Genomic DNA, 22,808 nt, shown 5'->3' with positions numbered 1-22,808 from the left:
CAATCAGCTCTTCCTGCCTGCTTTGCGCAGCTGTAATTCCAGCGTCTTCAGCGCTTCCAGCTTGGTCTGCAGATCGTTGGCCCGCAGTGCCTGCTGCTCGGCGCGCTCTTGTGCCGTTTCCGCTTTGCGTTGTTCTTCCTTGACCTTGGCAGCCGCCTGCTCAGCATTGTCTTCCAGACGCTTCATCTCCGAGGCCAGCACGGCCAGCAGTCCGATCAACGGTCTGCGGACATCGTCCTGCTTGCCTTCCCGCTGGGCTAAATCCAGCAACATGTTGGCTTTTTCCAACTCCTTGGAGCGGGAACCAGGTTGCATATAGAGCATGGCAAGCTGGATACGACGCTGGTCATTACGATCCTTCACATACGCTGCACGTACGACCTCCAGCTCGCGAGCCATTTCAGTAGCGGGTAGTTTCCGCACACGCTCCCAGTATTGCAGCAACTCTTCCAGTTCATTGCGTGTTGTGGGTGTAGCGGCCTTGGGCTCGGTTTCTGCTTTGACGGTTCGTGCAGGGTCCGTCTTATCCTGCTTCACCACCAATCCTTCACAACCTGCCAAACACAACGCCACCAGCAATGCACCGATGCAATGCTTCATCATGTTGTCTCATCTGCCCAATATGCAATTGGCAAGCGAACCCGGAAGTGGGCTCCTTGCGCGCGATCACAAATCTCAATGCTTCCTGCCAGCGCACGGACAAATTCGGCTACGATGGCCAAACCCAGCCCAGAGCTGGGAACCGGCCCCTGCTCTGGCCCCGCGCGATGGTAGAAGCGCTCAAATATCTTATTACGTTCATGCCTGGGAATCCCCGGCCCCTCGTCGATCACCTCGACCCAAAGTTGGTCATCATTCCTGGCCAGCCGCAATTCGACGACGGATTGTTGGGGGGCATGCTTGATTGCGTTCGATAACAGATTATCCACAATCACCCGGAGCTTTTCCGCATCTGTCTCCGTAACAGCCCGGGGGCAGATCAATTTGACATCCAGCTCTTTGTTGAGTGCCTGCATGTGCAGACCAGTCATCACCTTTCTGGTCAATTGTTTGAGCGGCACCAGCTCAAGCTTCACCTGGCGGGCTTGCGACTGCACCGCCCCGTACTGCAACAACTCCTCGATCTGTCGTTGCAGGCGGATCGAGTTCTGGCGAAGGATTCCCGCCACTTCCTTCTGTGTGGGGGTCAAGGTGCCCAGCGAGCCGTCAGACAGCAGATCTGCCCCTTCCCGCAACGCTGACAACGGTGTCTTCAGATCATGCGACACCTGTTGCAGAAAGCGTGTTTTCTGCTCCTCGACCTCGCGCAGCTGTTCACGCAACCAATCCAGACGCTGCCCAAGTCGCCGCAAATCCTGGGGGCCATCGACCTCGATGGGCGTGCGCAAATCGCCCTGCCCCAACTGGGCAATGGCCGCCTCGATACCACGCACCGGCTTTGCCAGCATCATGGCAAAAACGATAATCAACAACAGCGCCAACGGCATCATCATCCACAATTGCTTCAACACAATATTGCGGGAGTGCGCCGCCATGTCGCTCATCGATTCCACTTCCCGCTCGATGAGGGCATCGCTCTCCTTCAATACGATACTCATTGAGCGCCCAAGTTCCTCATAACGATCCAACGCGCCCACCAATTGATCGATCGAAGCAGCATAGGCGCTGACCTCATTATTGATCTGCGCCTCGATCTTGCCGACATTTTCCAGGTAGTGGCGATAGCGCGGACGCAGCGAAAGCTGGCGCAAGCCCGCCATGGTCTTGCCAAAGTCACGATGCGCCGTGTGGTAGGCCTCCAGAAAATCAGCGTCGCCCAGAATCGCGTACTGGCGGACATTCCGTTCCATCCGATCCACTTCGTCCGCCAGCTCTCGTGCCCCTTGTGCAAAGTGGGTTGCTTGCAACACCGCCCGCTGACTTTGCTTGGAAAGCTTGTCAATGGACAGCGCACTGGTAATGAGCGCCAAGGCCAAAGGCAACCCTACCAGGGTGAATCCAATCACAACCAGCATCAGAAATGATTTCGGATAACGGACTTGCATTCGTTTGTCGGAGTTGACGTTAGCCAAACATCATATTGCAACTTGCCCGAACGCGACAATGGCTTAATTCATCTAAAAAAAAAGCAACAAATACATGCGCTTTCAAGCACGCCTGATCAATAAGAATATTTGAACTTATTTATCATGGAGTTAAATGCGCGTATAATCATGCCCCTCCTCTTCAAAGCCAAGATCATGTTGAAAGCCCCTGAACTGCTATTACCTGCTGGCACGCTCGACAAGATGCGTGCGGCCTTTGATTACGGCGCAGACGCCGTCTATGCTGGGCAGCCGCGATACAGCCTGCGCGCGCGCAATAACGAGTTCAAACTGGAGCAATTGCAACAAGGCATAGAAGAAGCACATGCGCGTGGCAAACTGTTCTTTGTTGCCAGCAATATTCTGCCGCATAACGCGAAAGTAAAAACCTATCTGGCCGACATGGAACCGGTCATTCAAATGAAGCCAGATGCCTTGATCATGGCCGATCCTGGCCTGATCGCGATGGTAAGGGAGAAGTGGCCGGAAGTCCCAGTCCATTTGTCAGTTCAGGCCAGCACGACCAACTTCGCGGCGGTCAAATTCTGGAAAAGCCTTGGTCTGACCCGCATCATCCTCTCACGCGAGCTGAGCCTGGAAGAGGTTGAGGAGATCCGCCAGGAATGCCCGGACATGGAGCTGGAGGTGTTTGTGCACGGTGCGCTGTGCATTGCCTACTCAGGCCGCTGTCTGCTGTCCGGCTATTTCAATCATCGCGACCCCAACCAGGGCACCTGCACCAATTCCTGCCGCTGGGACTATAAGGTCCACAGCGCAAGTGAAACCGATGGTGGTGATTATCAGGTCATCAAGTTCGATTTCAACCAAGCATTGGAGCAGGCCAATCAAAGCTTCGCAGCTGTCGGCAACCAGGCGCGCCACCCGCTGGCTGATCAGGTCTACCTGATCGAGGAAGGAAACCGCCCTGGTGAGATGATGCCTGTCATGGAGGACGAGCACGGCACCTATATCATGAACTCCAAGGATCTACGTGCGGTCGAACACGTGGAGCGCCTGGTAAAGATCGGTGTGGATTCGCTAAAGATCGAAGGACGCACCAAGTCGCTGTATTACGTGGCACGGACAGCCCAAGTCTACCGGCAGGCTATTGATGATGCTGTGGCGGGGCGGCCATTCAACCTTGCGCTGCTGGCTGATCTGGAAAGCCTGGCCAACCGGGGTTATACCGATGGTTTCTATGTCCGCCACCACACGCCGGAATACCAGAACTACATGAATGGTCATTCCCAAGCGCACCGCAGCCAATATGTCGGGGATGTGATCGGTATTGAGCCTGAAACCGGCTGGGCGGAGATTGCAGTGAAAAATCGATTCCAGATTGGTGATCGTATCGAGGTGATCCACCCATCGGGCAATCGGATCATTGAATTGAAAGAGATGAAGACCAAGGAAGGCTTGCCATTGAATGTAGCCAGTGGCAACGGCTATGTGGTCTATGCCCAGCTGGGCGAGAATGTCGAAAAAGCCTTGCTGGCGCGTTTCATGTAATGCAGCGCTGGCCTGCCAGCAATGAAAAAGCCCGTCATCAGACGGGCTTTTCACATCGTGCTCAAACTGCGATCAGGCAGCTTGAATGTTCGATGCTTGCTTACCCTTGGGGCCTTGAGTGATTTCGAATGAAACCTTTTGGCCTTCCTTCAGGGTTTTGAAACCAGGCATGTTGATAGCTGAGAAATGTGCAAACAGGTCTTCGCCACCACCATCGGGAGTAATAAAACCAAAGCCTTTTGCATCATTGAACCACTTAACAACACCAGTCGCCATTGCGATCTCCTAAAATTACAAAGTCGTACTACACCTTACGGTTTCAGTTTCAAGACCGCAAACGGCTTAACCTGTGATGCAGAAAGCTTGAATCCAAATACCAAGGCGCATTTGTACGCTTGTGGTATCACGCCGTCAAGCTATTTCTGGTAGCCATATCTATCCGGCAACGTTCATTTTGAGCAATTGCCTTAAATCATTCTCAAGAATGGTTGCGCCGGCCCCGTAGTTTACGAAAACCCGTATGTGGCCTTGTCGATCGAATAGATAGGTGCCAGCACTATGATCCATGGTGTAGCCCCCCCCTTCGGTCGGGGCCTTCTGGGCGACGATCTTGAATGCACGGGTGACCTCGGCAAGCTTGTTGGGTTGCGCGTAAAGGCCGATGAATGATGGGTCGAAGGCGGGGACATATTGCTTGAGCACGTCGGGGGTGTCCCGCTCAGGATCGACCGTCACGAAGAGTACTTGAACGTCCTTTGCATCAGGCCCTAGCTTTTTCAGTGCGTTCTTGACCTCGACCAAGGTGGTCGGGCACACATCCGGGCAATGGGTATAGCCAAAGAACATCACCATGACCTTGCCCTTGAAGTCGCTCAACCGGCGAGGCTGGCCGTTGTGATCCGTCAGCTGGAAATCTCCGCCAATACCGGACCCGGTGATGTCCGTGGCCTGGAAGACCACCTTGGGGGCCTCTGGCGTGCGATCACACGCCTGTACTAGCACGCTGCACAGTAGGACAACCCCCAGGCGGCTTGCAAACACTTTGATACTGTTATGTGCTGCTTTGTTGATGCTACTTTTCACTGCGTGCAACATGAGTCATGACCATAGAATGGGCAGATAGTGATCCACCATGAGCGCTGTGAACAACAGGCTCAGATACAGAATCGAATAACGGAACGCGCTGCGGGCCAGTGCGTCGCTGTAATTCACCACAATACGCCAAGCGTACACCAGATAGACGATATCCAACACCAGCGCGGACACCAGATAGATGCCATGGCTCATGCCCGTGGCGACTGGCAGCATGGTGACGGCGGTCAGGATGATGGTGTAGAGCAAGACCTGCAGCCGGGTGTACTCATCACCATGGGTGACGGGCAGCATCGGCAGGCCGGCCCGAGCGTAGTCCTGCTTTCGGTAAAGTGCAAGCGACCAGAAATGCGGGGGGGTCCAGGCGAAAATGATCAGAAACAGCAGGAGTGCGTCATGTGAGATGGTGCCGGTCATGGCGACCCAACCCAGCACGGGCGGCATGGCACCGGAAGCACCACCGATCACGATATTCTGTGGCGTGGCGGGCTTGAGCAGGACGGTATAGATGATCGCGTAGCCAACGAAGGTCGCCAATGTCAGCCACATGGTGAGCGGGTTCACCAAGCTGTACAGCAGGCTCAGCCCCAGGCCACCCAGCAGGCTGGCAAACAGCAAGGTCTGTGCATTGCTGATCTGACCACGAGGCAGTGGCCGTGCCCTGGTGCGGGCCATGACTGCGTCGATTTTCTGCTCGACCAGGCAGTTGATGGCGGCGGCGCTACCCGCCACCAGCGCAATCCCCACCGTGGCCGCCAGCATGGGCAGCAATGGCGGAATGCCTGAGGTAGCCAGAAACATGCCGATGACCGCACAGAACACGATCAGGGTCACCACCCGAGGTTTGGTCAGCTCGAAAAACTCCCGCGCACGACCACGCGGCAAGGTCAACGTAACAGACATGCTCAATACTCCTTCGCAGACAGACGATAGGTGATGATGACCAGGCTGATCAACAGCAGCGCGGCACCTGCGTTATGCGCAACGGCCAGATGCAATGGCAGTTGCAGCAATACATTGGCGATGCCCAGCAGGATCTGGCAGCTCAAGGTGGCCAGCACCAGCCAGCCAAAGGGTTTCAATTTGTGATGACCGAGCAACTTGATGGCCAGGGCGCCCACTGCCAATGTGGTCAATACGGCGCCGACACGATGGGTAAAGTGAATTGCCCGCAGGTTTTCGTGGCTCAGTAATGCGCCTTCTGCTGTCATGCCCAATTCGCGGAACACATGGAACGCGTCGTCGAAATCCATACTTGGCAGCCAGCTCTGGTTGCAGGTGGGAAAATCGGCGCAGGCCAATGCGGCATAGTTGGTGCTGACCCACCCACCCAGCACGATCTGAATGCATGCGATCAGCAATGCCAGCCATGCGTAAGGGCGGATCGCACGGATACCCTGCAATGGAGTCGGGCTTGGAAAGCGCTGCTGCAGCAGCAACCAGGTGAGCAATGCCAGCGTGGTCATGCCGCCGATCAGGTGGGCGGTGACCACGGCAGGCTTCAACAGCAAGGTCACCGTCCACATGCCCAGCAGCCCCTGAAAGACCACGACCAGCACCAGGCTGATCGGCAACCATGGCGATTGCCGTAGCGTGGCCCGCTTGAACCAGGCCGTGGCCGCAATGGCCAGGATCAAGCCCCCCAGGGTGCTCGCGAAATAGCGGTGCACCATCTCCTTCCAGGCTTTGGCCATGGAAACCGGCCCATGTGGCGCGACAGTCATGGCATCGTTGATCTGATCCTTCGCATGCAATGGCGACAACTTGCCATAGCATCCAGGCCAATCCGGGCACCCCAACCCGGCATCGGACAACCGGACATACGCCCCCAGCACCACCACGAACAGCGTCAACAACATGGCGGCCAACACCAGCTTGCGATACCAACCTACGGTCATGACTTCCATCCCTCCATTTGACGAGTCTGCGGCTTGATCAGCCATCTTGTTCAACGACATGCGCTCAACCCAGCGCCTCATTGTTTTTCAGCAGCTTGCCGATCTCCTTCAGCATGCGCACCGGGTCTTGATCCAGGCGATACCGCATGACCTGATTGCCCAGCGGGTCGACCACATAGACGAAATCACGCCGATTCTGCCCAGCATCGACCGGCAAAGCATCGAGCAATGTACTGCCCATTCCCCGCCAGATCTGTACACCCAGTGTCGTTTCTGGCGGCAACACAGCGGCCTGCTCGTCTTCCAGCAACCACAGCCGTTCAATGCGTACCCGCTCCTTTCCTTGTGCTGTGCGGACCTGCTGCATCAGGTACAGCTTGCGTTGGCAGCGGGTGTCACAGGCTGCGCCATCGGCCATCACCAGCACCCATTTGCTCTGTAGCTGCTTGAGATTGACCACCAGCCCGCGCAGATCATGCATGGACGGTGCTGGCAAGGGTTGAATGGGCAACAATTGGCCATGGGTCTTGGTTTGGGTTGGCTTCCAGACGTAATAAGCCAGGTAGGACGCGATGAAAGGTGCAATCGACACAGCCAACAGCAATAACAGCGTCCGGCGATTGGTTGGTTTAGCTGACAGATTGACGTTTGACATTGAGGACGACATACAACACCACCACTGCAAGTGCGATGCCATACCACTGCACCGCGTAGGCCACATGTTTATGGACGCCGGCATCCGGCTTCTTCCACTCCCGAATCAACCCGTCACTTTGCCCGTTGGCTTGCTCCACCAGCACAGGCATGACGGACATCGCATAACGACGCGCATAGCGCTCGATCGACAGGTTCTGCCAGATATGGCCAGACACCGTTTGTTGCGACAGCTCGACATAGCGACCGGGCGGTGGCACCGCCCGCCCCAGCACCTCAACCAGGCCATCAGGCACTGCCGCAGCCTTGGCCAGATTGGCCGAGCGTGGCACCCATCCGCGATTCACCAGCACATAGCGATCCGTGCCCGGAAAGCGCAGTGGCATGATCAGGTGATACCCCGCCAGGCCCTGATAGGTGCGGTTATCGATCCAAATTGCCTTGTCGGGCACCCACGCCCCCAGCAGCCGTACATGCCGGTATTCGACCTGCTCCAAGGCTTCCATCCCTACCATCAATTGCCGTGGCATGCGTTCTGCCGCGTCATAGCGTGCCTGCAGGGCGCGTTTCTGATTGGCGCGACCCTGCTGCCACTGTGCAGCAGTCAGCGCCAATGCGACCATGGTCAAAGTCGCCAGTGTGGTCACCCACCTGGGGCGATACACGAACGGGCCGAAACGGAAGGCTGGAGGCATGGTGGCCAATGGCATACACTAATTCGATGACAAGGAGAGACTGCGTATGAAAATTGTCGCTGTACTGATGCTGATTGCCATTCTGATCAGTCTGTTCACTGCCTTGCGCGGGCTGATGAAGCGGACTGGGCCGGCTGATCGCGCTGTCAAGGCGCTGACATTGCGGGTGGCCCTGTCGATTTCATTGTTTCTGTTGCTGATGCTCGGTTATTACTTCGGCATCATCCCGCGCACGGGGCTGTAAACTGATCGCGTGGCGCCATGCCGCGCGATCAGGCTTCGCTCACAGCCAGTAGACGAATACGAACAGAATCAACCACACCACATCGACAAAGTGCCAATACCACGCTACCGCCTCAAAAGCGAAGTGGTGATCGGGCTTGAAATGCCCTTTCATGGATCGGAACATCACCACGGCCAGCATGATGGTGCCCAACGTGACATGTGCACCGTGAAACCCGGTCAGCATGTAGAAAGTCGTACCATAGATGCCAGAAGACAGAGTCAGATTCATCTCATGCATGGCGTGGGCGTATTCATACACCTGCAGGCTCAGGAATGAAATGCCCAGTGCAACCGTCATCATCAGCCCCATCACCAACTGGCTGCGCTTGTTTTTCAGCAAGCCCCAGTGCGCCCAGGTGACCGTCGCGCCAGAGGTCAGCAGGATCAGTGTATTGATGGCGGGCAGCCCCCAAGCACCCATCGGGCGATATGCCTCGACACCTGCTGGCGCCACCTGGGCTGGCCAGTCAGCAGTGAAGTCCGGCCATAGCAGCTTCTGATCCAACGAGCCCAGATCAGGTACCGAGAACACACGGGCGTAATACAACGCACCAAAAAAGGCAGCGAAGAACATGACCTCAGAGAAGATGAACCAGCCCATGCTCCAGCGAAATGAAAGATCCACCTGATTGTTGTATTTGCCACCCTCGCTTTCGCGGATCACTTCGCCAAACCAGCCAAACAACATGTAGAGCAAAATCGCAAACCCCACGGCCAGACAGCCCTTGCCAGCCGGTACGTCATTCACGGTCAGCGCCGCGCCCAACCCCAGGAAAAACAGGGCAAATGCACCAACCAGCGGCCATTTGGACGGCTGCGGCACAAAGTAGTGTTGCTCTGCATGTGTGCTCATGTGTGTCTCCCCTTCGTTGTTCTATTGGCTTGGTCATCGTACAAAACCGTGTCGCATGACGACCGCTTGCCTACTGCCCTGCCATTTTGTTGTCTGAATCAGCTGGTAACCAGTCGAACCACCACCACCAACGTCATCACGAATATCAGGCCGCCGATGATGCCCGCCAGGATGATCTGCCTGGGTGTCAGTTTCGCCATGTCTTGCGCATGGTCTCGGCCTTTACGTACCCCGAAAAAAGCCCAGAAGATCGCCTTGACCGCCTGGAATCCACGTTGTTGTTGTTCATCCATGCCCGACGCGCTCACGAGCGCTTGCCCCCTTCCACCTCAAAGAACGTATAGGACAAGGTCACGGTATTCAGCTCGTCCGGTAGGGCCCGATCCAACAAAAACACCACCGGCATGCTGCGCTTCTCGCGCGGCTGGATGGCCTGCTGTTTGAAGCAGAAACACTCCAGCTTGCGGAAATGCGGCCCGGCCTGCGCGGGCCCATAGCTAGGAATGGCCTGCCCGACGATCACACGATCAGATAGGTTTTCCAGCTCATATTCCACCTGCACCAACTGGCCAGGGTGCACCTTCATGCTGACCTGCTTGGGCTTGAACCGCCAAGGCAGATCGTTGCGCAGATTGGCATCGAATTCGATGGTGACCAAGCGGGCTGCGTTGACCTGGGTGTTGACCGGCGCGGCATCTGCCTTCAACAGGTCATTGACCCCGGTTGCCTCACAGATCTGCTTGTACAGCGGCACCAGCGCAAAGCCAAAGCCAAACATCATGGCGGCAATGATCGACAGCTTGATGAACAGCTGACGATTATCGGCAAGCATGCTCATTGGCTCAGCAACCACTGCTTGACAATGAACCCGGCAAAGAACACCAATGCACAAGAGGCCAGGATCAATGCCGTTCTCAGGTTTTTGCTCATGTTGACTCCTTCTACAGGGCCGGTCAGCTATCCGGCCCCGTCCTCACACTCAGTGCAGCTTCTGGGCTGCGCTCAGCCGATCAACCAATGCCTCGGATGGCGGGGTTTCCCAGGTGTGGAATGGCGCTGGCGAAGGGACTTCCCACTCCAAGGTGTTCACCCCATCCCACGGTTTCTGTGGTGCCTTGCCTGCCCCGCCCCTGATCTGGGGCAGCACCACGCAGAACATGAAGTAGACCTGTGCCAGACCGAAGGCCAGCGCCCCCATCGAGGCGATCTCGTTGAACCCGGCAAACTGGGTCGCATAGTCTGGAATACGCCGGGGCATACCCGCCAAGCCCAGGAAGTGCATGGGGAAGAAGGTGACATTGAAGGCGATCATCGACCACCAGAAGTGCAACTTGCCACGGCCTTCGTGGTACATATGACCAGTCCATTTCGGTGACCAGTAGTAGTAAGCCGCGAACAGGCTGAACAGGGCGCCAGCCACCAATACATAGTGGAAATGCGCCACCACGAAATAGGTGTCCTGATATTGGATATCCACGGCGGCAATCGACAACATCAGGCCAGACAGCCCTCCCAGGGTGAACAGGCAGACAAAGCCGATGGCAAACAGCATCGGGGTCTCGAACGACATCGCGCCTTTCCACATGGTGGCGATCCAGTTGAACACTTTCACACCGGTCGGCACCGCGATCAGCATGGTGGCATACATGAAAAACAGCTGTCCGACCGCCGGCATGCCAGTTGCGAACATGTGGTGCGCCCACACGATGAATGACAGGATGGCGATCGATGATGTCGCATACACCATCGAGTGATAGCCAAACAGCGGCTTACGCGAAAAGGTCGGGATCACCTGGCTGACCACACCAAACGCTGGCAGCGCCATGATGTACACCTCAGGGTGGCCGAAGAACCAGAAGATGTGCTGATACATCACCGGATCACCACCGCCTGCGGGGTTGAAGAACGAGGTGCCGAAATGGCGATCGGTCAACAGCATGGTCACTGCACCAGCCAGCACCGGCACCACCGCAATCAGCAGGTAAGCGGTGATCAACGTCGTCCAGGCGAACATCGGCATCTTCATCAAAGTCATGCCGGGCGCACGCATGTTGAGAATGGTAACGATGATGTTGATGGAGCCCATGATCGAGCTCATGCCCATGATGTGGACGGCAAAGATGGTCAGATCCATCCCCATGCCCATCTGCGTGGAGAGCGGCGCATACAGCGTCCAACCCGCCGCAGCCGCCCCCCCTGGCACCGCGAAACTGATCATCAGCAACAAGCCAGCAGGGGGCAGCAGCCAGAACGACCAGTTGTTCATCCGCGCGAACGCCATATCTGGTGCGCCCAACATCAGCGGCAACATCCAGTTGGCCAAGCCGGTGAAGGCAGGCATGATAGCGCCGAACACCATGATCAAACCATGCAAGGTGGTGAACTGGTTGAACAGCTCCGGGTTGATGAACTGCATACCCGGCTTGAACAGCTCCAGGCGAATCATCAAAGCCATCACGCCGCCCACCATGAACATCACAAAGCTGAACCACAGATATAGCGTGCCGATATCCTTGTGATTGGTGGCAGTCAGCCAGCGTGACAGGCCAGTGGGGTGGTCATGGGCATGGTCGTGTGCATGCTCATGTCCGTGCCCCGGCTTGTCCAAGGGCATATCAACGGTTTTGGTTGCCGTATTCATTTACGCTCCTTTTTGCCGTGCGGCTTTGATATCAGTCGGCTGGACGATATCGCCCTTGTTGTTGCCGAACGCATTGCGCTGATAGGTGATCACTGCCGCGATCTCGGTATCGGACAGATGTTTCCAGGTGGGCATGGCACCCTTGCCACTCAGCACGATACCGATATGGCCATCCGTGGGGCCGGTGGCGATTTTCGAGCCGGCAATGGCAGGGAAGCTGCCCGGCACGCCCATACCATTGGCCTGGTGACAGGCCACACAGTTGGCGGCATACACCTTTTCACCTCGCGCCACCATCTCATCCAGCTTCCACACCTTGTTGGGATCATCCTGCTTGGCAAGGATTTCCTTCTTCTTTTCATCCAGCCATTTGTCGTAGTCGGCTTGGGTCTTGGCCTCCACCACGATCGGCATGAATCCGTGATCCTTACCACACAGCTCGGCACACTGGCCACGGTAGATGCCAGGCTGATCCACTTTGAACCAGGTATCACGGATCAGCCCCGGAATCGCATCCTGCTTGACCGCAAACGCAGGCACCCACCAGGAGTGGATCACATCATTGGCCGTCAGCAACAGGCGGATCTTCTTACCCACCGGCACCACCAGATTGTTATCGACCTCCAGCAGGTAGTGCTCGCCTTTGCTGGCTGACGCGCCCTGATAGTCGTCGATCTGGTCGCGCGGGGTGGCCAGATTGGCGTAGAACTGCACGCCATCTTGCAGGTAGTCATAACCCCACTTCCACTGATAGCCAGTGACCTTGATGGTCAGGTCTTCACTACGTGTATCTTTCTGAGCCAGCACCACCTTGGTGGCGGGCAAGGCCATCAGGATCAGGATGAAGAATGGTATGACTGTCCAGATGACCTCGACCGTCGCATTCTCGTGAAAGTTGGCCGCCTGATGACCAACACTTTTACGGTGTTTGAAGATGGAATAGAACATCACACCGAACACTGCGACGAAAATCGCGCCGCAGATGTACAACATGAGTTCGTGGATACTGATCACCTTGCCAGCCAACTCATTGGCAGGGCTTTGCATGGTGGTCTGGTAATCGGCCAGACAGGTCTGCGAGATAAGGGCGATAGCCCCCGCCTGCGCAGCGGCTGTGATGCGCGTCAGCTTGCGTCTCATGGTCTCCCCGTTACTTTATTATTCAAGTCTTGGGTACAGACCGCAGGGCCGGGAAAATCTTGATGCAACGAGCCCTACGGCACTTGCTTCAAAACAACCCGGCTGAGATTACCGATGCTGCCAGCGTGTCAAACGGGTCAGATGCCCGCCAGCATGTGAATACGACCCGATGCAAGCACTGACGCGGCATATTGCGGAAGATACTAACAAACGACCTATGGGAAAACAAGCACGGCAATGCTTGTGCAATGCAACATTTCTTCTTTATTAAACAATCATTTACGCATTATCAGAATTAACAGATGGCGTACATCTGCGATGCCGCCACCTCCCGTTAGCCCGCCAGGATACTCACACTATTCAAAGCTCCGGATATCTGCGTGACGATTCGGTACGAAAAAAAACAATGTCTCGATCACAGACTGCAGCCAAAGGAATGTGCATCGCAGCAAGCAGATAAGTATCTGTTTATACACCTACATCAGTTGGGTCGAGCGCCACGGACAGGTGCCATTGGACGTGTTCTGGCCAGCATCCTGGCTTTCAGGGGCGAAAAGCGGAAAAAAAGCGGAATGGATGGTATGAACGGCGCGATTGTTGGGGTGCGATGGCTCATCGCCCAGCCATCATACGGCCAGCAAGGGGTGTAAATTGGCCCGGCCCAGCATGGGTAGAGTGCCAGTCGGGGCATAGGGCACCACCCCAAGCAAGGGTGCGCCGATACGACGCTCCAAAGTGGCAAGGTTGGCATCGAATTCGAGCATTTCGGGGGTGACCCGGTTGGCAACCCAGCCGGCAAATCTACAATCGCTGGCCTGGATGGCGCGAGCAGTCAACAAGGCATGGTTGAGGCAACCTAGCCGCATGCCGACCACCAGCACCACCGGCACATCGAGAAAAGCGGCCAGATCGGCCATGTCCACCACATCGGAAATCGGTGCCAGCCAGCCCCCAGCGCCTTCGACCAGCACCGTGTCAGCTTGCCCTGCCAGCTCGTCATAGGCGGTCTTCAACACCTCGAACGAAATGTTGGTCCCTGCATTGGCCGCCGCGATATGGGGCGATACGGGCGGTTCGAATGCATAAGGATTGAGTACCCTGCGTGGCACTGGGTGGTGGCCTGCCGCCAACAGCACTTCGACATCATCGTTGGTCAGGCCGGCTTCGCCTTGCACGCAGCCAGAGGCAATCGGCTTCATCCCCAGGGCCGTCTGCCCCCGCCGATTCAACTCACGCAGCAATAAGGCGGTGACAAAGGTCTTGCCGACCTCGGTATCGGTGCCTGTGATGAAGAAGCCACTGGCCATGTTCATTTCCCCGGTCTTGGTCGGAACTCGATCACCTGCCGACCATCTGCCAACAATCGTGAAGGTTTGTCAGCCGCACGCCAGGCATGGCCGTATACCACCTCGTAGGTGGCTGGCAAGCGGCCATCGCGGCGCAATTTTTCGTAACGATCCAACACCTGTTGCCATTTACGCTTGCCCATCAGCCCCATCTGGCGGCCCTGGGTGACGTTGTGCGCGCCAATGCCTTTCAGGTCTTGCATCACGGCCTTTACCGAATCATAGGTCATGGTGATGATTTCCATGTCCATCACCGGCTCGGCAAACCCGGCCCGCACCAGGGCATCGCCCAGGTCGTGCATGTCGATGAAGCGGTTGACGTGGGTGTGGCCGTCGATACCGGCAAAAGCCTGCCGCAGCTCTTTCAAGGTGTCAGGGCCGAGGGTCGAGAACATCAACAACCCGTCCGGACGCAGCACACGGTGGATGTCGGCAAAGGCTCGATCCGGGGCGTTGCACCATTGCAAGGTCAGATTCGACCAGACCATGTCCACGCTACCATCAGCCAGCGGAATCGCCTCCGCATCGGCACACACTTGCGGTGCACGGCTGGGGGATCTGGCAAATGGCAGATGTTTCTTCCACCAGGCTTTCTCCGGCTCACCGAACTGCAGCATGGCCAAGGCCAAGTCCAGCTCGATGACTCGTGCAGCTGGGTATTGGGTGCGCAACTGCCGCGCACCATACCCGGTGCCCGCCCCGACATCGAGCACAGTGGCCGGGGCATGTTTGATATAGCCCAGACGCGCTTGCATGCGGTCGCTCACTTCGCGTTGCAGCACGGCTGCAGCATCGTAAGAGTGCGCCGCTCGCTCGAATGAACGACGGACTTGACGTTTGTCGGTATAAAAATCTTCAGCCATGCTGTCTACACACCAGGAAAACCACACCGAGCCTGTTGCGCACAAGCCTCGGCCAATTGTTTACGTCAGGCTGCGCCTGGCCGCCTTCACGAAAGGAACTGCACCACCCGCGCCACGAAATGGTCAGGGTGCGACACGAACGGCGCATGTGCACCGTCCTTCAACATCCACAGCTCGGCATCGGGCAGGTGATCTGCCAGCCAACGGCCAACCGGGGCGGGGGTCAGTCCGTCCCGCTCGCCGTAGATGAGCAGCGTCGGCTGATCGAGGTGAACCAGCTCGTGGCGGATATCCACATCTCGCAGCAGATCAAGCCCCTTGCCCAGCACCATGCCATCTGGCCGCCCCCGCTCGAAAAGCTTCTCTTGCAGGGTGCGCAACACCTCCCGCGTCGCTTGCCCTCCCATGGCCTGCAACGCCAGAAAGCGCTTCAGCGTGCCCTCATAATCAGTCTGCAGATGGCCCGCAAACCCAGCGAGCACTTCATGCTTCATCGCTGCAGGCCAATCCGGGCGCTGTGCAAAGCAAGGCGAGCTGGCAACCAACACCAGTTTGTTGATGGCGTGTGGCTGATCCAACGCCCAGCGCAACGCCACCGCCCCGCCCAGCGACCAGCCCAATACATGCACCGGCCAGGGGAATTCAGCAGCAATGCGATCCGCAATGGCTTTCAATCCAAACGGCTCGACAGCCACGCTATGGCCGTGCCCCGGCAGATCGACCAGATGAACGCAAAAATGCTCGGCCAGGCGCTCGGCAATACCATGCCAGATCCCTCCGTGCATGGCCCAGCCATGCAGCATCACCAGATTGGGCCCACGGCCCAGCACTTCCACATGCAACGACACGATGATTGAACTCGATTCAGACGCCCATCTCGGGCGGTGATTATTTCAGGGCGCGGATGCTCTCTTCGATCTGCTGAACGACCGATGGGTCACCCAACCCCTTGGCCTGCTCCAACTGCTCCTGCAACAAAGGCAAGGTCGCCATCGTGGTCAGCCTGGGCTTGGCGGGTGCGCCCATGATCTTCCATTGATTGCCCTGCTTCGCCAGCTCCAGGGTCAATTGGTCCTGGCGGGGGGACATCGCCACCCGCACACCGTCGAATTCGCCCAGCACATCATAATTGACCACCACAGTGGCTTTACCATCCGCCTCTTTACCTGGCGCTATCTGGTGCTTTTTCACCACCAGGCAGCCATCCCAGCTGTGTTTGGCAGGCCATTGCGTATATTGTTGTACCGATGACCAAGTCGCGGCATTCATGGCCGCACCAGCCGAATCCGCCTTGATATAAGCCTCTACCACCGCGACAGGAGTGGCTGGGTAATCAGCCGCCTGTGCCCCGCTCAGCAACAGGGGAGCAAACATGAAGATTTTTCCGAGTAGTTTGAACATGTGGGGCATTCCAATACACTGAAAAACTTCATTATCGCGCAAGTTGCTGCAACGCAACACACAACTTATCGATGTCGTCCGGCACATGCGCTGCAGACACCGAAATCCGTAATCGCGCCGTGCCCGGCGCCACGGTCGGCGGTCGGATGGCCGGCACCCACAAGCCCAGATCACGTAAGCCCTCGGTCACGCGCAAGGCATCGCCATTGTCACCGATGATCAGCGGCTGGATAGCCGTTTCAGACGGCAGCAACCGCCATTTCAACCCAGCCAGCCCGGCTTTCAGCTGGCTGATCGAGGCTTGCAGACGCTCACGCCGCCAATCATCTCGCTCGATCAGCTCCAGGCTTTTCAGCAACGTTGCCGCCAGCATGGGAGGCTGAGAAGTGGTGTAGATATATGTCCGGGCGCGTTGCACCAGCCACTCGATCAACTCGGCACTCCCCGCCACGAACGCCCCCGATACCCCGGCAGCCTTACCCAGCGTCGCCATATAAATGACACGCGGGCTGGACACCTCAAATGCCAGCAACGTCCCCCTGCCATGCGGGCCCAACACGCCAAAACCATGGGCATCATCCAGCAGCAGCCACGCATCGTATCGATCCGCCAACGCCACCAGCTCATGGATCGGTGCCACATCACCATCCATGCTGTACACAGCATCTGCCACGATCAGCTTGGTCTTGGCGGGCGTGGTTTCCAGCTGGCGGGCCAGCGCATCCATATCGTTATGCGGAAAACGACGGAACTCCGCACGGGACAACACACAGGCATCATTCAGCGAAGCATGGTTGAGCTTGTCTGCGAAAATGGCGTCGCCACGCCCCACCAGCGCCGTCACCACACCCAGATTCGCCATATAGCCATTACTGAACAACAAGGCATCCTCTTGCCCCACGAACCCAGCCAGCGCCGCCTCCAGCCGCTCATGTGCGCCGAAATGGCCCGATACCAAGTGCGAGGCGCCCCCGCCGACCCCCCATTCCAGCACCGCTTTCTGGGTAGCCTCGATCAGCTCCTGGTGCCCGGCCAAACCCAGATAATCGTTGCTGGCAAAGGCGATATATGGCTTGCCATCCACCAACACGTGGGCACCCTGGGGGGACTCCAGCGTGCGCCGCCGCCGCCGCAGACCCTGTTCTTCAAGCATCTTCAATGCGTTGTGCAAATCTTGCCTATGCATGATGGATTGTTTGCCCCGAGCCAATGGGCCGATTTGCAGGAGGGCTGACCCAGCCTGCGCCCAGATACCTGCAATGGCGCACAGCCAGGGCGTGCCACCGATAGCAGCAGAACCCACAGCCATGCCCGTCTGATATGTCGTCCTTCACGCAGCCCAAAGCAGCCACGCGGCTTACAACGGCTCCAGATTCAGTTTAGCAAGCAAGCGTTGATCCCGTTCAACTTCCGGGTTGCCGGTGGTCAACAACTTATCGCCATAGAAAATCGAATTGGCCCCCGCCAGGAAACACAAAGCCTGGGTCGCCTCATCCATCTCCTGCCGGCCCGCCGACAAACGCACGAACGAAGACGGCATGGTGATGCGAGCCACTGCAATGGTACGCACAAATTCTGTCCAATCCAGCTTTTCCGAGCCCGCCAGCGGTGTGCCCGGCACCTGCACCAGATTGTTGATCGGCACCGACTCCGGCGCTGGGGTCAGATTGGCCAGCTGTGCAATCAGGCCAGCACGCTCATGGCGCGTTTCACCCATGCCCACGATCCCGCCACAGCACACATTCATACCTGCCTCACGCACCTTGCGCAAGGTATCCAGCCGGTCTTCATATTGACGTGTCTGAATGATATCGCCGTACTTTTCCGGCGCCGTATCGAGATTATGGTTGTAGTAGTCCAGCCCCGCATCGCGCAGCTGCTCCGCCTGGCCCTCCTTCAACATGCCAAAGGTGCCACAGGTCTCCAGCCCCAGCGCCTTCACGCCCCGGATCATCTCCTTGACCTGATCCAGATCCTTCTGCTTCGGGCCGCGCCACGCCCCGCCCATGCAGAAACGGCTCGCGCCCGCATCCTTTGCCGCCCTGGCCGCATCCAGCACCGCATCCAGCGACAACGTCGCCTCCGCCTCCAACCCGGTATTGTGCCGCACCGACTGCGGGCAATAACCACAGTCCTCCGGACAGCCTCCCGTCTTGATACTCAACAAGGTCGATAACTGCACCTTGTTCGGATCGAAATGCGCACGGTGAACCGTTTGCGCACGGAACAACAGATCGTTGAATGGCAGATCGAACAGCGCCACCACCGCCTCAACCGTCCAGCTCTCCTGGCTGGGGTGAGGCACCGCTTGGCTCGTACGTTGAAATTGCAGGACAGTATCGTTCATGTGTAAAGCGACCCGAGATTGAATTTGCGAGCCATCTTCAAAGAAAGCGCGAGCAATTGTCAATTTATTGAGTTTTGACACTAAACAATTGCACAAAAAATAAGCAAATCAATCAAAAACTCACCACCCCTAAGCCTTCCACTTGATGGACAGCTGACAAACCAACACATGGAAGATGCCGACCACACAGCCGCATGATATTGACCGGACCAGAAATGGAGGGCCCTTTGGCAAGCCATTGAAATATGTTCAATTGCCATATTGGACATATTTGATATGTTTGCCGCTGGCGAGCAAGGCGAGATATGTTGTGGCACCCCAACACCATGGGCACATCGTGTCCATATTCACCGCACTTGAGAAAAATTATGCCCTTCCCAAACTGCCGAGGTGAAGACAATCGTAATAACTTGGTACGTCAGTACCAAATTGCCCCTGTCTCACGCACAATTCTGTTCGAAGGTCTGGTATTTGATGGGTGCTGCGGCCCAATCAAACGAGAATGCCACACCTTTGCCTTTACGAATCGTGCCGAACCTACAGACACGGGTTTGTTCCATGTCGGCTACAGTTGCGCTGCCGATTTCTACCGACTGACTGGAACAACTGAGCCGCCATTGTTCAACCCACTGAAAGAGGAACACACAAACTCAAAGACCAGCACCCAGTCCTCCACCCGCACAACAAGCACATCGATAGCGACACTCTGCCCATTCAACAGGGAAATCTACGATGCTATCAATATCCTGACATTGTCGTGGGGGCCGCCAAGGGAGCCGTTACGCGACATTTTGATGGCTGTCTACCAACAGCCTAACAGCCCAATCGTGGACAATTACGTTCTGCATCTGAACAACATCATTGGTAAAGGAAAGCACACGATCACACAGATGGTTGCAGCGTTGACAACGAAACACCCAACCATGAAGCAGTTCACATTTCCCCTTGTCGAGGCAAAGCTGAAGGGTCTTGGTAAACCGAGTAGGTTTTAAGCAAATCAGCCGACGAGGTGAATCAACAGGCCACTTTGGTGATCTGCATTCAAAGTGACTTGACTGTCCGTTATGTTTAAGAAAATCTTACTGGTGCTTGTGGCCTGCCCTGCGTTTGTCCATGCAGAGGTGTTGGACAAGGAGCCATCATTGCCAAGCATCTGGGCGGTCGGTCTGGTGGCGGCGGCTGTTTGCTTTGCTGCATCACGGTTTCGGAAATGGTTGATTGCATTGGTGATCCCCGCCCCCTTGCTCTGGCTAGCTGCTGTGCTGATGGAGCTGTATTCTCCGGATGTAGGGCCTGCGCTACGTGCAGAAGGGGGCGCTGTCTATGTCATCAGTGCTTTCCTGTCACCCGCTATCCTGATCGCCGCTGCGGTTGCGGGCTATCTGAAAAAATGACACGCAGGGCCGGATACCCGCCAGCATCCTGCTGTTGAGTGCAGAAGCAAGTCTGCTTCCTTCCCACCAAGCAGTCATTTGCCGCCCCGGTGCAATGGCTCTCCTTTGCGCTGGCAAATTGCCAGAAACACGGCGGTCAGTATGCTGGTGTACACCATGAAGACAAACACGCCATGGCTGGCCAGCAATGCTGCGGCACCACCCCATATCAGGCCCAGATAGACAAGCAGGACAGCCCAACCTTGCCAAGTGATTGGCACCCCCCAACCCCAGCCGAAGCGTTTCGCGGGGAACCAGTATCGTTTTTCATTGGATGTCATCTCGCCGCCCTGTGTCATGGTTGTCTTTCAATGATTTGCGTGCAGCCCTCTTCAGCATGCCCCATACTTTGAGCCAGAAAGCCGCCTCCAAGGCCAGCCATCTGGCCAACCCAGGTGGGATGTCAGGCACCTGGGCGATGGCTTGCTCTACCGAGCCGCCTTTGAAAATACGCCGATAAATGGCCATGACTACGATCAGCTCGACCCCGATGAGCGCGGCCAAGCCAAGGTACCTTAGTGGTGCAATATAGTTGAGCAGTGTTCGATCCGCCTCTGGAATGAGCTGTGTGACGGCCCAGATGCCCAGGCATGCCAGCGCAGCGGCACGGATGACGGCTTGACGGCCTTGTTGTCGATAACACAGCCAATACAGACAGGGTATCAATACTGTCAGATCCAGCAATAAGGCTGCCTCGCCCAGTCGTTCGATTGCCCCGAGGGTGGTCAGCCAGAGATGTCCATCTGCAAGCAAGATGAAAGGGGCAATGAAGTAGAACCAGTGTGCACGGAATGTAGCAGCATTCATGATGACCACACATGAAGAGGTGTTTGTCATTCGAGCCTGATTGGAGCCACGTCCAGGCCGCTGTCATCGGGCACGACAGATTGCTGGCCCAAGCCTGCCAGCCACTGGATATCACCACTATATATGGTTATGACCGCCAGTGCAGCCCTGCCGCTGCACACTTGATCAACTCAAAATCACAAGAGACGGGCTGCTGTGCTATACCGCTCTCATGTTGAGCTACCTTGCCGCTGTCTACCATCAGTTATGCCTGCTCGGGCGGCGTGGCCTGGGGTGGATTCCGTATCAATGTGTGTTGTGTGGTGATGGCATCACGGATGCTTATCTGTGTGAGGGGTGTTTACGGGATCTGCCCTGGCTGGCCCCGGCGCGTTGTCCGGTGTGCGCGCTGCCGACCTTTGAGGGACGGATCTGTGGCCAGTGCCTACGCGCCCCGCCAGCATTCGATGCCACATACAGCAGCTTGAGCTTTGACTTTCCCTTGGATGCACTGGTGCGTGCGTACAAATTTCAGCACCGGTTGGCTTTGCAGCCCTTGTTGAGCGACTTGTTGACACGAGCACGCCCAGTTGAGCGGCCTGATCTGCTCATCCCAGTGCCGCTTGCAACCGAGCGGTTACGCGAGCGCGGCTTCAATCAGGCGTATGAGTTGATCCGGCCCTGGGCGGCGCAGGGCTGGCCGCTCAGCACCCAGCATCTGATCAAGATCCGAGATACGGCACCGCAACATCATCAGTCGCAAGCAGACCGCGCCAGGAATCTGAAAGGCGCTTTTGAATGCATCAACCCTGTGCGAGGCTTGCACATCCTGTTGGTGGATGATGTGATGACTTCTGGTGCGACTTTGCATGAGGCCGCATTGACCCTGAAACGATGGGGAGCTCTTCGGGTGTCGTGTCTGATTCTGGCACGCACCTTGCCACAGCGGCGCTGAGTGGGCATCAAGCCAGGGCTTGCTTCAGGCGCCCCAGCTCAGCCAGAAACCGCTCTGCGGCAACGGTGGGCGTCCATGGCTCCCATGCGGTGCCACCATAGACGGATTGCAGCACGTCTTCCTGCAGTGGTTGGTAGCGTATTTTCAATGTCTGTCGGATTTCCTGCTGTTGCCAGCCAACAACATGCAGCGCCTCACTCGCCGCCGCCACGCGGTCTGCCCGCTTGTGGATGCGCTTCTCCTCGGCAGTCCAGGCAGGCAGCCCATACCGCAGGAAGACCGCCGCCTCCAGCCGGGTTGCCAGCGCGCGGAACCTTTCACCAAGAAAGGGTTTCAACACTGAGATGCAATCGAACCCCAACAAACCCTCATCCGCATCGTGCATCAGCTCCCGCAGCTCGATCACCGGGTCGAGCGGTGTGGTTGCCCATTGCCGCCTCAATAACATGACTGTCAACGAGTGCTGCGCCACGGACAACGGCAGAGGCCAAGCAGAGTGCCCCCCCCAACGATAGGTGCGAGCCAGACCTAGTGCGAGATCTTGGTCTTCCCAGTCGAACGGCGTAGGGTTCAGCAAATCCAGCCGTTTACCTGATGGCAGGCGCACCCAGGCGCGGGTATGGCTCATGCCCACCTCGATGCAACATGTGGGGTTTCCAAAGCAGGGTTCCAATTCATATCAAGCATATGCAGGTGCATGGCAAGGCTGTGCATGATCGGTTGCCAGCCATGGCGCGTCAAGCTGGGTCGCCTCGTCGGCAGTTGAGCTGCCGGGGTACATGGCATGGCTGCGCACATCGTCAAGCACCGCATTGACATGGCACCA

Annotated in this window: 28 protein-coding genes; 5 read left to right on the top strand and 23 right to left on the bottom strand. The window is 56.9% G+C overall.

Annotated elements, in window-relative coordinates; all coding sequences use genetic code 11:
* Window positions 1–3: 3 nt before the first annotated feature.
* Together HNQ59_RS07235 and HNQ59_RS07230 are read right to left on the bottom strand one after the other, a co-directional pair.
* Entirely contained in the window at window positions 4–603 is a 600-nt protein-coding gene (locus HNQ59_RS07235) for a hypothetical protein (protein WP_184037093.1), read from the bottom strand.
* Entirely contained in the window at window positions 600–2,045 is a 1,446-nt protein-coding gene (locus tag HNQ59_RS07230) for a HAMP domain-containing sensor histidine kinase (protein ID WP_184037090.1), read from the bottom strand. Before HNQ59_RS07230 ends, HNQ59_RS07235 begins: the two co-directional genes overlap by 4 nt.
* Before the next feature lie 195 nt (window positions 2,046–2,240).
* On the opposite strand from HNQ59_RS07230, the gene trhP reads away from it, so the two are divergent.
* On the top strand, window positions 2,241–3,593 hold the full coding sequence (trhP, locus tag HNQ59_RS07225; RefSeq protein WP_184037245.1) for a prephenate-dependent tRNA uridine(34) hydroxylase TrhP: 1,353 nt from the start codon (window positions 2,241–2,243) through the stop codon (window positions 3,591–3,593).
* A gap of 72 nt (window positions 3,594–3,665) precedes the next feature.
* On the opposite strand, the gene HNQ59_RS07220 is transcribed toward trhP, so the two are convergent.
* The 6 genes from HNQ59_RS07220 to HNQ59_RS07195 form a co-directional block, all read right to left on the bottom strand.
* A complete protein-coding gene (locus tag HNQ59_RS07220) occupies window positions 3,666–3,869 on the bottom strand; it encodes a cold-shock protein (RefSeq protein WP_137937055.1) in 204 nt (67 codons plus the stop codon).
* 159 nt (window positions 3,870–4,028) lie between these two features.
* Window positions 4,029–4,640 carry an SCO family protein gene (locus HNQ59_RS07215; RefSeq protein WP_343074216.1) on the bottom strand — a complete coding sequence of 204 codons (612 nt, stop codon included), beginning with the start codon at window positions 4,638–4,640 and terminating at the stop codon, window positions 4,029–4,031.
* A 51-nt stretch (window positions 4,641–4,691) separates the two neighbouring features.
* The gene (cyoE, locus tag HNQ59_RS07210; protein WP_184037085.1) at window positions 4,692–5,588 is read right to left on the bottom strand and encodes a heme o synthase; all 897 of its coding nucleotides are present in this window, start codon (window positions 5,586–5,588) and stop codon (window positions 4,692–4,694) included.
* A gap of 2 nt (window positions 5,589–5,590) precedes the next feature.
* On the bottom strand, window positions 5,591–6,664 hold the full coding sequence (locus HNQ59_RS07205; RefSeq protein WP_246490890.1) for a COX15/CtaA family protein: 1,074 nt from the start codon (window positions 6,662–6,664) through the stop codon (window positions 5,591–5,593).
* Window positions 6,648–7,238: a hypothetical protein gene (locus HNQ59_RS07200; protein WP_184037082.1), complete on the bottom strand. Its 591-nt coding sequence runs from the start codon at window positions 7,236–7,238 to the stop codon at window positions 6,648–6,650. Before HNQ59_RS07200 ends, HNQ59_RS07205 begins: the two co-directional genes overlap by 17 nt.
* Window positions 7,213–7,947 carry an SURF1 family protein gene (locus HNQ59_RS07195; protein ID WP_184037079.1) on the bottom strand — a complete coding sequence of 245 codons (735 nt, stop codon included), beginning with the start codon at window positions 7,945–7,947 and terminating at the stop codon, window positions 7,213–7,215. The genes HNQ59_RS07200 and HNQ59_RS07195 overlap by 26 nt, the downstream gene beginning before the upstream one ends.
* 31 nt (window positions 7,948–7,978) lie before the next feature.
* On the opposite strand from HNQ59_RS07195, the gene HNQ59_RS07190 reads away from it, so the two are divergent.
* Entirely contained in the window at window positions 7,979–8,176 is a 198-nt protein-coding gene (locus HNQ59_RS07190; protein ID WP_184037077.1) for a twin transmembrane helix small protein, read from the top strand.
* A gap of 39 nt (window positions 8,177–8,215) precedes the next feature.
* Here the strand turns inward: HNQ59_RS07190 and HNQ59_RS07185 are convergent, their stop codons facing one another.
* From HNQ59_RS07185 to bioB, 12 genes are all read right to left on the bottom strand, one after another.
* Window positions 8,216–9,070: a cytochrome c oxidase subunit 3 gene (locus HNQ59_RS07185; protein ID WP_184037075.1), complete on the bottom strand. Its 855-nt coding sequence runs from the start codon at window positions 9,068–9,070 to the stop codon at window positions 8,216–8,218.
* Between the two features lie 98 nt (window positions 9,071–9,168).
* Entirely contained in the window at window positions 9,169–9,363 is a 195-nt protein-coding gene (locus HNQ59_RS07180) for a DUF2970 domain-containing protein (protein WP_184037073.1), read from the bottom strand.
* Between the two features lie 11 nt (window positions 9,364–9,374).
* Complete coding sequence (locus HNQ59_RS07175) at window positions 9,375–9,902, bottom strand: cytochrome c oxidase assembly protein (protein WP_343074213.1); 528 nt, start codon at window positions 9,900–9,902, stop codon at window positions 9,375–9,377.
* A gap of 2 nt (window positions 9,903–9,904) precedes the next feature.
* Entirely contained in the window at window positions 9,905–10,000 is a 96-nt protein-coding gene (locus HNQ59_RS19495) for a cytochrome oxidase small assembly protein (protein ID WP_221320197.1), read from the bottom strand.
* A 49-nt stretch (window positions 10,001–10,049) separates the two neighbouring features.
* A complete protein-coding gene (gene ctaD / locus HNQ59_RS07170; RefSeq protein WP_425491366.1) occupies window positions 10,050–11,711 on the bottom strand; it encodes a cytochrome c oxidase subunit I in 1,662 nt (553 codons plus the stop codon).
* Window positions 11,712–12,851 (bottom strand): cytochrome c oxidase subunit II, encoded by a 1,140-nt coding sequence (gene coxB, locus HNQ59_RS07165; RefSeq protein WP_184037069.1) that lies wholly within the window; start codon window positions 12,849–12,851, stop codon window positions 11,712–11,714.
* 626 nt (window positions 12,852–13,477) lie between these two features.
* Window positions 13,478–14,158 carry a dethiobiotin synthase gene (gene bioD, locus HNQ59_RS07160; protein ID WP_184037067.1) on the bottom strand — a complete coding sequence of 227 codons (681 nt, stop codon included), beginning with the start codon at window positions 14,156–14,158 and terminating at the stop codon, window positions 13,478–13,480.
* Between the two features lie 2 nt (window positions 14,159–14,160).
* Complete coding sequence (gene bioC / locus HNQ59_RS07155) at window positions 14,161–15,060, bottom strand: malonyl-ACP O-methyltransferase BioC (RefSeq protein ID WP_184037064.1); 900 nt, start codon at window positions 15,058–15,060, stop codon at window positions 14,161–14,163.
* Between the two features lie 86 nt (window positions 15,061–15,146).
* Window positions 15,147–15,908: a pimeloyl-ACP methyl ester esterase BioH gene (bioH, locus tag HNQ59_RS07150; RefSeq protein WP_184037061.1), complete on the bottom strand. Its 762-nt coding sequence runs from the start codon at window positions 15,906–15,908 to the stop codon at window positions 15,147–15,149.
* Between the two features lie 40 nt (window positions 15,909–15,948).
* The gene (locus HNQ59_RS07145) at window positions 15,949–16,461 is read right to left on the bottom strand and encodes a hypothetical protein (RefSeq protein ID WP_184037058.1); all 513 of its coding nucleotides are present in this window, start codon (window positions 16,459–16,461) and stop codon (window positions 15,949–15,951) included.
* A gap of 31 nt (window positions 16,462–16,492) precedes the next feature.
* Window positions 16,493–17,647, bottom strand: coding sequence for an 8-amino-7-oxononanoate synthase (bioF, locus tag HNQ59_RS07140; protein ID WP_184037237.1), 1,155 nt, complete (start codon window positions 17,645–17,647; stop codon window positions 16,493–16,495).
* Between the two features lie 171 nt (window positions 17,648–17,818).
* A complete protein-coding gene (gene bioB / locus HNQ59_RS07135; RefSeq protein ID WP_184037055.1) occupies window positions 17,819–18,808 on the bottom strand; it encodes a biotin synthase BioB in 990 nt (329 codons plus the stop codon).
* A 368-nt stretch (window positions 18,809–19,176) separates the two neighbouring features.
* Between bioB and HNQ59_RS07130 the strand changes: the two genes are divergently transcribed.
* Together HNQ59_RS07130 and HNQ59_RS07125 are read left to right on the top strand one after the other, a co-directional pair.
* Window positions 19,177–19,800, top strand: coding sequence for a hypothetical protein (locus HNQ59_RS07130; RefSeq protein ID WP_184037052.1), 624 nt, complete (start codon window positions 19,177–19,179; stop codon window positions 19,798–19,800).
* A gap of 72 nt (window positions 19,801–19,872) precedes the next feature.
* Window positions 19,873–20,202 carry a hypothetical protein gene (locus HNQ59_RS07125; RefSeq protein WP_184037049.1) on the top strand — a complete coding sequence of 110 codons (330 nt, stop codon included), beginning with the start codon at window positions 19,873–19,875 and terminating at the stop codon, window positions 20,200–20,202.
* A 74-nt stretch (window positions 20,203–20,276) separates the two neighbouring features.
* On the opposite strand, the gene HNQ59_RS07120 is transcribed toward HNQ59_RS07125, so the two are convergent.
* Together HNQ59_RS07120 and HNQ59_RS07115 are read right to left on the bottom strand one after the other, a co-directional pair.
* Window positions 20,277–20,522: a hypothetical protein gene (locus HNQ59_RS07120; protein ID WP_184037047.1), complete on the bottom strand. Its 246-nt coding sequence runs from the start codon at window positions 20,520–20,522 to the stop codon at window positions 20,277–20,279.
* Entirely contained in the window at window positions 20,509–21,048 is a 540-nt protein-coding gene (locus tag HNQ59_RS07115; protein WP_184037044.1) for a hypothetical protein, read from the bottom strand. The genes HNQ59_RS07120 and HNQ59_RS07115 overlap by 14 nt, the downstream gene beginning before the upstream one ends.
* Before the next feature lie 211 nt (window positions 21,049–21,259).
* Between HNQ59_RS07115 and HNQ59_RS07110 the strand changes: the two genes are divergently transcribed.
* Window positions 21,260–21,982, top strand: coding sequence for a ComFC family protein (locus tag HNQ59_RS07110; protein ID WP_221320196.1), 723 nt, complete (start codon window positions 21,260–21,262; stop codon window positions 21,980–21,982).
* Between the two features lie 7 nt (window positions 21,983–21,989).
* On the opposite strand, the gene HNQ59_RS07105 is transcribed toward HNQ59_RS07110, so the two are convergent.
* Window positions 21,990–22,610 (bottom strand): phosphohydrolase, encoded by a 621-nt coding sequence (locus HNQ59_RS07105; protein WP_184037043.1) that lies wholly within the window; start codon window positions 22,608–22,610, stop codon window positions 21,990–21,992.
* Between the last annotated feature and the right edge of the window lie 198 nt (window positions 22,611–22,808).

The organism is Chitinivorax tropicus, assembly GCF_014202905.1.
GTDB lineage: Bacteria > Pseudomonadota > Gammaproteobacteria > Burkholderiales > SCOH01 > Chitinivorax > Chitinivorax tropicus.
This window is presented reverse-complemented; position numbering and strand designations above follow the sequence as displayed.

Coding starts and splice junctions, on each gene's coding strand:
- HNQ59_RS07180 (WP_184037073.1), bottom strand. CDS start 9,363: ATGGATGAACAACAACAACGTGGATTCCAGGCGGTCAAGGCGATCTTC.
- bioC (WP_184037064.1), bottom strand. CDS start 15,060: ATGGCTGAAGATTTTTATACCGACAAACGTCAAGTCCGTCGTTCATTC.
- HNQ59_RS19495 (WP_221320197.1), bottom strand. CDS start 10,000: ATGAGCAAAAACCTGAGAACGGCATTGATCCTGGCCTCTTGTGCATTG.
- HNQ59_RS07195 (WP_184037079.1), bottom strand. CDS start 7,947: ATGCCATTGGCCACCATGCCTCCAGCCTTCCGTTTCGGCCCGTTCGTG.
- HNQ59_RS07175 (WP_343074213.1), bottom strand. CDS start 9,902: ATGCTTGCCGATAATCGTCAGCTGTTCATCAAGCTGTCGATCATTGCC.
- bioD (WP_184037067.1), bottom strand. CDS start 14,158: ATGGCCAGTGGCTTCTTCATCACAGGCACCGATACCGAGGTCGGCAAG.
- HNQ59_RS07185 (WP_184037075.1), bottom strand. CDS start 9,070: ATGAGCACACATGCAGAGCAACACTACTTTGTGCCGCAGCCGTCCAAA.
- HNQ59_RS07220 (WP_137937055.1), bottom strand. CDS start 3,869: ATGGCGACTGGTGTTGTTAAGTGGTTCAATGATGCAAAAGGCTTTGGT.
- HNQ59_RS07205 (WP_246490890.1), bottom strand. CDS start 6,664: ATGAGGCGCTGGGTTGAGCGCATGTCGTTGAACAAGATGGCTGATCAA.
- ctaD (WP_425491366.1), bottom strand. CDS start 11,711: ATGAATACGGCAACCAAAACCGTTGATATGCCCTTGGACAAGCCGGGG.
- HNQ59_RS07200 (WP_184037082.1), bottom strand. CDS start 7,238: ATGTCAAACGTCAATCTGTCAGCTAAACCAACCAATCGCCGGACGCTG.
- bioF (WP_184037237.1), bottom strand. CDS start 17,647: ATGCATAGGCAAGATTTGCACAACGCATTGAAGATGCTTGAAGAACAG.
- HNQ59_RS07120 (WP_184037047.1), bottom strand. CDS start 20,522: ATGACATCCAATGAAAAACGATACTGGTTCCCCGCGAAACGCTTCGGC.
- HNQ59_RS07105 (WP_184037043.1), bottom strand. CDS start 22,610: ATGAGCCATACCCGCGCCTGGGTGCGCCTGCCATCAGGTAAACGGCTG.
- HNQ59_RS07130 (WP_184037052.1), top strand. CDS start 19,177: ATGCCCTTCCCAAACTGCCGAGGTGAAGACAATCGTAATAACTTGGTA.
- HNQ59_RS07125 (WP_184037049.1), top strand. CDS start 19,873: ATGTTTAAGAAAATCTTACTGGTGCTTGTGGCCTGCCCTGCGTTTGTC.
- coxB (WP_184037069.1), bottom strand. CDS start 12,851: ATGAGACGCAAGCTGACGCGCATCACAGCCGCTGCGCAGGCGGGGGCT.
- bioB (WP_184037055.1), bottom strand. CDS start 18,808: ATGAACGATACTGTCCTGCAATTTCAACGTACGAGCCAAGCGGTGCCT.
- HNQ59_RS07110 (WP_221320196.1), top strand. CDS start 21,260: ATGTTGAGCTACCTTGCCGCTGTCTACCATCAGTTATGCCTGCTCGGG.
- HNQ59_RS07115 (WP_184037044.1), bottom strand. CDS start 21,048: ATGAATGCTGCTACATTCCGTGCACACTGGTTCTACTTCATTGCCCCT.
- cyoE (WP_184037085.1), bottom strand. CDS start 5,588: ATGTCTGTTACGTTGACCTTGCCGCGTGGTCGTGCGCGGGAGTTTTTC.
- HNQ59_RS07230 (WP_184037090.1), bottom strand. CDS start 2,045: ATGCAAGTCCGTTATCCGAAATCATTTCTGATGCTGGTTGTGATTGGA.
- trhP (WP_184037245.1), top strand. CDS start 2,241: ATGTTGAAAGCCCCTGAACTGCTATTACCTGCTGGCACGCTCGACAAG.
- HNQ59_RS07145 (WP_184037058.1), bottom strand. CDS start 16,461: ATGTTCAAACTACTCGGAAAAATCTTCATGTTTGCTCCCCTGTTGCTG.
- HNQ59_RS07235 (WP_184037093.1), bottom strand. CDS start 603: ATGATGAAGCATTGCATCGGTGCATTGCTGGTGGCGTTGTGTTTGGCA.
- HNQ59_RS07190 (WP_184037077.1), top strand. CDS start 7,979: ATGAAAATTGTCGCTGTACTGATGCTGATTGCCATTCTGATCAGTCTG.